Raw genomic sequence first — 7,391 nt, forward strand, 5'->3', positions numbered from 1 at the left:
CATTTGTAGGGGCGCACATCTGTGCGCCCCTACAGACGTGTATTGCATCCAATTGAAAACCGCTATCAAATTCAATCGGCCCCCCTTGTCCCCCTTGTCCCCGACTCCCGCTTAATTCCATAGAATTTCTTGCCATAGTCGCATAAGCACGGGCTAATTCCCACAGACTGACTTCGCCGCTACCGAGGGTTAAGCCGAGTCCGTAATATTCCGGGGGCTGGTTTAAATGCTCGAAACCAAGTTGATGCAAGCGTTGTAAGAAATTTTCTACACCAACTCGCTCCAAGACTCGCACGGCGGGAACGTTAAGAGAATTCGCTAAGGCAACGCGGACGCGCACGGGTCCTTGAAAGGATTCGCTATAATCTGTAGGGCTGTAAAGCCGCGCTCCAGGAATAGCATAGTGGGTAGGTACGTCTGCTAATACGGTATTTGGACGAATTAGCCGCTGTTCCAAGGCTAATTGATACAAAAAAGGTTTTAGGGTAGATCCGGGCTGTCGAAGTGCTTGCACGCCGTCGTTACGCCCCAATTCGGCATCGGCAAAGTAATCGGGAGAACCGACATAAGCTAAAACTGCACCAGAATGATTGTCGATAACTAAAGCAGCAGCGTGGTGGACGTTGTGTGGTGCAAGGTGGCGCACGATCTGCTGGACTTGGACTTCTACAAACTGTTGCAAGGGACGATCTATAGTTGTCCGAATTTGGGATGGGTGTTGTTTGGGAAGTTGACTAGCTGCCCAAAATAGAAAATGCGGTGCAGCGATAATTCCCTGCCGTCGCGACTGGAGCGTAATTGCTTCGATATTGGCTTTTTCTGCCTCAGCACGGGTAATATGTTTATCTAGAACCATGCGATCGAGGACATATTTCTGTCGCCGTTTCAATCTTTCCCAACTATCGTAAGGATTCAGATATACCGGATTGTTGGGTATGGCTGCTAGCAGACTAGCTTGTGCTAAATTTAGTTCGGATGCAGGCATTCCCAGATATATTCGCGCCGCAGCTTCTACGCCGTAGATATTGCCACCCATCGGCAGACGGTTGACGTAAGCTTGCAAGATCTCGTCTTTGCTCATGCCTGCGGCTAGCCGCCAAGATAACCAAATTTCCCGAACTTTCCCCCAGAAGTTGCGCGGTAAGGGTTCTAGCATCCGTGCTAGTTGCATTGTAATTGTCGATGCGCCGCTGACAATTCTTCTAGCTTGAATAGAAGTGACGATCGCCCGTCCGACTGCCTTTAAATCCAACGCTCCATGATGATAGAATTGCCCGTCTTCTGCTGCTAAAATTGCTTGGATAAACTGGGGCGAAACTGCATTCAACGGTACGGCTACAGTATGGTTGCGATCGCGAGTCAGTAAAGTTCCCAAAGGCAACCCGTGGCGATCGCTAAATTCAATTGCCTGTCCATCCTGTAAGATATCTTTGGCATGAATTGGCGCGAGATACGGTAAGCCACGGACAATCAGACACAGTAGTATCAAAACAAAAATTCCCTTCTTCCAGAGGAGCCGGGAGTCGGAAGTCGGGAGTCGGGAGTCGGGAGACAAGGAGGACAAGGGGGACAAGGGAGCAGGGAGCGCACGAGCAGGGAGCAGAGGGGAAGAGGGGGAGAGTGGGAGAAGGGGAGTAATTACCAATTACCAATTACCAACTACCAATTACCAATTACCACTGATAACTAGTCACTAGTCACTGAATTATTCCCGCCGTATTTAATTAATAGCGCGATCGCAATACTAACAGCTAGTACCAACACCATACTTAACGCCGAACCAAATCCCCAGTTCTGGGTTGCGCCTAAAAACTGATTGTAAATTAACCTGGCGATCGTCATACTGGATGCACCACCTAGTAACTCTGGAGCAATGAAATCGCCAATTGCCGTAATGAAAACTAACAGCGAACCTGCGGCAATTCCTGGTAAAGTTTGGGGGACAGTTACCTTCCAAAAGGTTTCAGCGGGATTTGCTCCTAAATCTGCGGCTGCTTCCAGCAATCTCCGGTCTAATCTTTCCAGGGAAGCGTAGAGAATCAGTACCATATAAGGCAGCAAATTGTAACTCAAGCCAATCAAAACTGCCGTACTGCTATTGTGAATCTGGAGGCTGGGTAAACCAACACTATTGAGCAAAGAGTTCAGCACGCCTGTAGGACGCAAAATCGTAATCCAGGCATAAGAACGCAGTAAAGAGGATGTCCACAGAGGTAAGACAAAACCCAATAAAAGTAGAGTCCGCCAGCGTTGAGGAGTCAACAAAGCAATCCAGTAGGCGACGGGAAATCCTAATAATAAGCAAATAATAGTACTAGAGCTAGCTAAAAATAGCGATCGCCCCATCACTCCCATATACAGGGGTTGAAATACCTGAATATAATTATCTACACCGCTAGGATTAACAATATTTCCCGGGCGAAACCCTGGCACTAAACTCAACTCAAAGATAATCAGTGTTGGTAGTACCAACAACAATATCAACCAAATTCCAGCCGGGGTTAGAAAAATCGTCGGTTCTAGCCAATTCCACCAACGAGGATGTTTCGGTGGTAGCGGTGGTTCGGCATCCTGACTTGAGGTTGCATCGAGTTCAAGTGGTGACTTTTTTGCAGGCACAGTTTGTAGAAGGGAGTAGGGAGCAATAATCAGTGACCAGTGACCAGTAACCAGTGACCAGTTGTCAGTCAACAAATGAATAATGACCAATGACCAATGACGAATAACTATTCATACTTCATCCTTTTTCCTTCTTCCTTCTTCCTTCATACTTTCCTAATTTCCGATCCCCTAGCTGCTAGTTAGTTGCGTCCAGTAGCGATCGTAAACTGCATCAAAATCTCCTAAAGGGGAAATGCGTTCGCATCTATTTAAGACCGATTCTGGAGGAAACAAATTGGTATCTTGGCGCAGTTGAGTTGGTAACTGTTCTAATGCAACTTGGTTGGGAATGGCTACGGTTTGTCGCTGACAAATCTCTGCTGCTACCGTAGGTTCCAAGTTGTAATTGAGCCAAGTATAAGCAGCATCGAGATTGGGTGCGGTTTTGGGAATGGCGATCGTATCCGTCCACAAAGACGTGCCACTGGCGGGAATGATGTATCTGAGATTGGGATTTTCTTGAGAAATTTTAATTCCATCAGTCGAATATGCCATCGCTAGCACTAAATCTCCAGCGAGGATTTGACTGCGCCAAGCATCGGTATCAAATGCAGCAATACTGGGTTTGAGTTCTCGTAACTTCTCGTAAGCCTGTTTAATTTGCGACTCATCTTTAGAGTTGTAGGAATAACCCAACATTCGTAAAGTTGCGCCCATGACTTCCCGCACGTCATCAATTAAAGTCATGCGTCCTGATAGCTGCTGGCGGTTTTTCCACAAATATTCCCAATCTGTAGGTGGTTCTTTTAACTGTTGGGTATTGTAAACAAATCCAGTTGTTCCCCAACTCATGGGAATACTGTGACGATTTTCTGGGTCGTAAGTCGGATTTTGAAATTGAGGGGCAAGTCGGTCTAAACCTTGGAGGCGCGAACGGTCGAGTTCGTGGAGCATTCCCATTTCTATCATACGCCGCACCATATAATCGCTAGGATAGATGACGCTGTAATTTCCTCCTCCTCCCGCTTGTAACTTTGCCAGCATTGCTTCGTTTGATTCATAGATGTCTGCAACGACTGGTGCTTTGAACTGAGCAGTAAAGTTTTTAATTAGTTTGTCATCTGTATACTGCGACCAGGTATAGACAAATAACTTGTCGGTTGGACCTGCTGATGCTGTTTCCCGTTGGACTCCTCCCTGTCTCCAGCCACAACGGGTGAGAGCAAGTCCAGAAAATGCTGCTACTGATGTGCGAATAAATCTGCGTCTCGATCGCGAAAATCTTTGTACTGGCTGATGGTTTGTGTTCATTCGCTTCCACTGGCTTTTAAAGCTATACAGTCACGAGTCGCCCAACGAACGTAGATCGGTATATCAGTGTCTGATAAAGTGTTGCCTGTATTTGGTTGTAAGACTTTAATGCGATCGCCCGAGTCTAATTTTACTAAGTAGTGAACGTGGGTTCCCAGATACATGACGTGTAGTAGTTTACCAGCAAAACAATTCGTGCGAATAGTAGGACGTTCCAAGCTCAATTCAATTTTTTCTGGACGCACGCTTACCATCACTGGAGCAGAAGTTGCAGTTGGTTCTGTATAGTCATGTCTTTGCACGACAATTTTTAATCCCTTGTGACTATCAACCTGGAGAGTCGAGCGATCGCTATGCGCGATTTTCCCGGCTAATAAGTTAGTATCGCCAATAAAATCAGCTACAAATGCCGTACTTGGATGTTCGTAAATTTCTTTAGGAGAACCAATTTGTTCGATCTTGCCACGATGCATTACAGCAATGCGGTCTGATAAAGAAAGGGCTTCTTTTTGGTCGTGGGTGACAAAGATAAAAGTCACGCCCAAATTTTGATGCAGATTGGATAATTCTACCTGCATTTCCTGACGTAGTTTCAGATCCAACGCTGCTAAAGGCTCATCTAACAACACGACTGCCGGACGATTGACTAATGCCCTTGCCAAGGCAACTCGCTGCTGCTGTCCGCCTGAGAGTTGGGTGGGAAAGCGCGATCGCATTGTCTCCATCTTGACTAATTTGAGTGCGGCTTCCACGCGGCTATTCAGTTCCACCCGCGAGAGTTTTTGCAACCGCAACCCAAAAGCAATGTTATCCCACACATTTAAGTGGTTAAACAAAGCATAGCTTTGAAATACAGTATTGACGGGGCGACGATAGGGCGGAACGCGATTCATCTGTTCACCCTGAATCAATATCTTTCCCGCGTCCGCTCGTTCAAATCCAGCAATTAAACGTAACGTTGTCGTTTTGCCACAACCAGAGGGACCGAGAATACTAAAAAATTCTCCTCGACGAATATTTACGTCGATCCCGTTTACGGCTAATTCTTGATGAAAAAACTTATAGACGTTTTGCAGCTCAACATCAAGCAGCGATGCACCGACTTTTCCCCCTGTATACCGTGTTGCAGTTCGAGCCGTCATCCGTATTGTCCCAGGTAATATATTTTATCTTCCAGTCTGCACGGTATTTTGTCGAACTGCCAATAAATTTACTTGTCACCGCTATTAGCTGAGCGAACGCTCATTCCAATTGATTAAAATGAGATCGATGAAGGCTGCTTTGTCTGAGCGCGATCGCCTCAGTTGTGGGTAACTTAGATCTTAAATGCTACTGCGCCAATATCGTAAATCCCACCCCATGAAAATCATTTATCCCGCCTATGGCAGCAAGACGAAAACGACCCGCACTGTCGGGCGTAGTTTCCAAGCCTTAGTGTTAATGCTAGGGATTACTGTTGCCATGTTTGGTGGGATTGGCAGTCGGCTGGCATATTTACAGCTTGTTGAAGGGACTCGCAATCGTCAATTGGCGGACAATAACCGAATTCGATTGATTCCTAAACAGCCAGAACGGGGCAGTATCTTCGATCGCAAAGGCAGAATTTTAGCAACTAGTCGTCTGTCTCATTCCGTTTACATTTGGCCTATGGCTCCCAAAAAACCGGAATGGGACAGTACTAAACAACGGCTTGCCCAAATTTTACAAATGCCAGCCGCCGAAATTCAACAACGCATGGATAAAGCCGGGGTAAATTCTCCTAGCTTAATTCGCATGGCACGAGATATCAACCCGGCTCAAATTACGGCTTTGGCAGAATACAAAAATCAATTAAAAGATGTAGAAGTTTACATCGAACCGATTCGCAGTTATCCCAACGGTCAAATCGCCGCCCACATTCTCGGTTATACAGGCGAGATGAATGACAATACATTAGCTGAGAAACGTCAAGAAGGCTATCGCCTCGGAGATGTCATCGGACAAATGGGAGTAGAAGCAGCCTTTGAAAAGCAACTGCGGGGTGAATGGGGCGGACAACAGGTAGAAGTTGACGGTAAGGGTAGGGTTTTACGATATTTAGGCGAGAAAAAGGCAAGGTCGGGTCAGAACGTTCATTTAACGATCGATCTAGAGTTACAAAAAGCCGCCGAAAAAACTTTGGGCGATCGCCAAGGGGCGATCGTTGCCCTCGACCCCCGTACTGGCGGAGTATTAGCAATGGTGAGTCGTCCTACCTTCGACCCCAACGTATTTTCTAAACGCATTACCCCCGCCGTGTGGCGCAGCCTGCAAAAGAAAGATCATCCCTTTGTCAACCGCGCCTTAAGAGGTTTCCCCCCTGCCAGTACGTTTAAAATCATCACTGCTACGGCTGGCTTGGAATCAGGGAAGTTTTCGCCTAAAACGCGATTGCAAACCTATGGTTGCATGAACATTGGTGGTACGAGATTCTGCGATTGGAATCTTGCCGGATTTGGCGTACTCGATTTTCCGGGGGCGTTGGCTTGGAGTAGCGATACATTTTTCTATCAAATCGGTCGGGGAATTGGCGGACCTACTTTAATTGAATGGACGCGGAAATTTGGCTTTGGGCGCAAAACGGGCATTGAACTCGCACCAGAAGAAGCAAAAGGCTTAGTTGCAGATGATAAATGGAAACGAGCCAACTATGACTTACCTTGGAAGGTAGGAGACACGGTAAATATGTCCATTGGTCAAGGGTTTTTGCAAGTTTCTCCCTTGCAAGTTGCCGTGATGTTCGCCGTTCCTGCTAGTGGTGGCTACCGGATCAAACCGCACTTACTGCGAGATAACGAGGAAGCGAAGAAGTGGCGCGAGTCTTTAAATATCAAACCAAGTACCGTGCAAACTGTCCGTCAAGGATTGCGACAAGTCGTAGCTAGCGGTACGGGTAGGGCGTTGAGTTCTCCTACCATTCCCCCGGCTGCTGGTAAAAGCGGTACGGCGGAGACTTATAAGCAGAAATCTCATACTTGGTTTGGCGGTTATGCCCCCTACAATAAGCCAGAAATCGTGGTCATCGCGTTTGCCGAACACTCTGGTGGTGGCGGTGGTAAGATTTGCGCTCCAATGGTGTTAAAAGTGATGGAAGCCTATTTTCACGGGCAGAAGGCGAAGGGAGAAGTCGGAAGTCGGTAGGGGCAGGTTTGGAAACCCGCCTGTACGGAAGTCGGAAGTCGGAATTAACTACTCAGATTTTGTACGTTTACGTACAGACAAATTAGGCTTTTTTGGTTAAACACTGTGGATGTTTCTGCTAGCCCCGGGAGATTTGGGAGTTAGTTGATAGACATTTAGATAAAGCTTTTTTAAGTATCGAAACGATTTGTGCTAAAAATCTCAATACACAAGTTAAAATTCTTTTTGGAATGAACGCGGTGTTAGTACTACAGTTGTAGATAATTGTTAGAATAGGATAGAAGTGCGATTGCGATTGCTGTGATGTTTCAACAAGCTTT

5 protein-coding genes are annotated in these 7,391 nt (G+C 46.6%); 1 reads left to right on the top strand and 4 read right to left on the bottom strand.

From position 1 onward, the window contains the following. The 4 genes from DSM107010_RS35890 to DSM107010_RS35910 form a co-directional block, all read right to left on the bottom strand. Positions 1-1,489 (bottom strand): transglycosylase domain-containing protein (locus DSM107010_RS35890; protein WP_241994473.1); only part of this gene is annotated, 1,489 nt, incomplete at its 3' end. Positions 1,490-1,686: 197 nt separating this feature from the next. Next, a complete protein-coding gene (locus DSM107010_RS35900; protein ID WP_106169447.1) occupies positions 1,687-2,619 on the bottom strand; it encodes an ABC transporter permease in 933 nt (310 codons plus the stop codon). A gap of 171 nt (positions 2,620-2,790) precedes the next feature. Continuing rightward, positions 2,791-3,912 (bottom strand): polyamine ABC transporter substrate-binding protein, encoded by a 1,122-nt coding sequence (locus DSM107010_RS35905; RefSeq protein WP_106169448.1) that lies wholly within the window; start codon positions 3,910-3,912, stop codon positions 2,791-2,793. Further along, positions 3,909-5,054 carry an ABC transporter ATP-binding protein gene (locus DSM107010_RS35910; RefSeq protein WP_015153430.1) on the bottom strand — a complete coding sequence of 382 codons (1,146 nt, stop codon included), beginning with the start codon at positions 5,052-5,054 and terminating at the stop codon, positions 3,909-3,911. The genes DSM107010_RS35905 and DSM107010_RS35910 overlap by 4 nt, the downstream gene beginning before the upstream one ends. 217 nt (positions 5,055-5,271) lie before the next feature. On the opposite strand from DSM107010_RS35910, the gene mrdA reads away from it, so the two are divergent. Then, a complete protein-coding gene (gene mrdA / locus DSM107010_RS35915; protein WP_127025266.1) occupies positions 5,272-7,071 on the top strand; it encodes a penicillin-binding protein 2 in 1,800 nt (599 codons plus the stop codon). The last annotated feature ends 320 nt before the right edge of the window (positions 7,072-7,391 follow it).

It is taken from the genome of Chroococcidiopsis cubana SAG 39.79, assembly GCF_003991895.1.
Lineage (GTDB): Bacteria > Cyanobacteriota > Cyanobacteriia > Cyanobacteriales > Chroococcidiopsidaceae > Chroococcidiopsis > Chroococcidiopsis thermalis.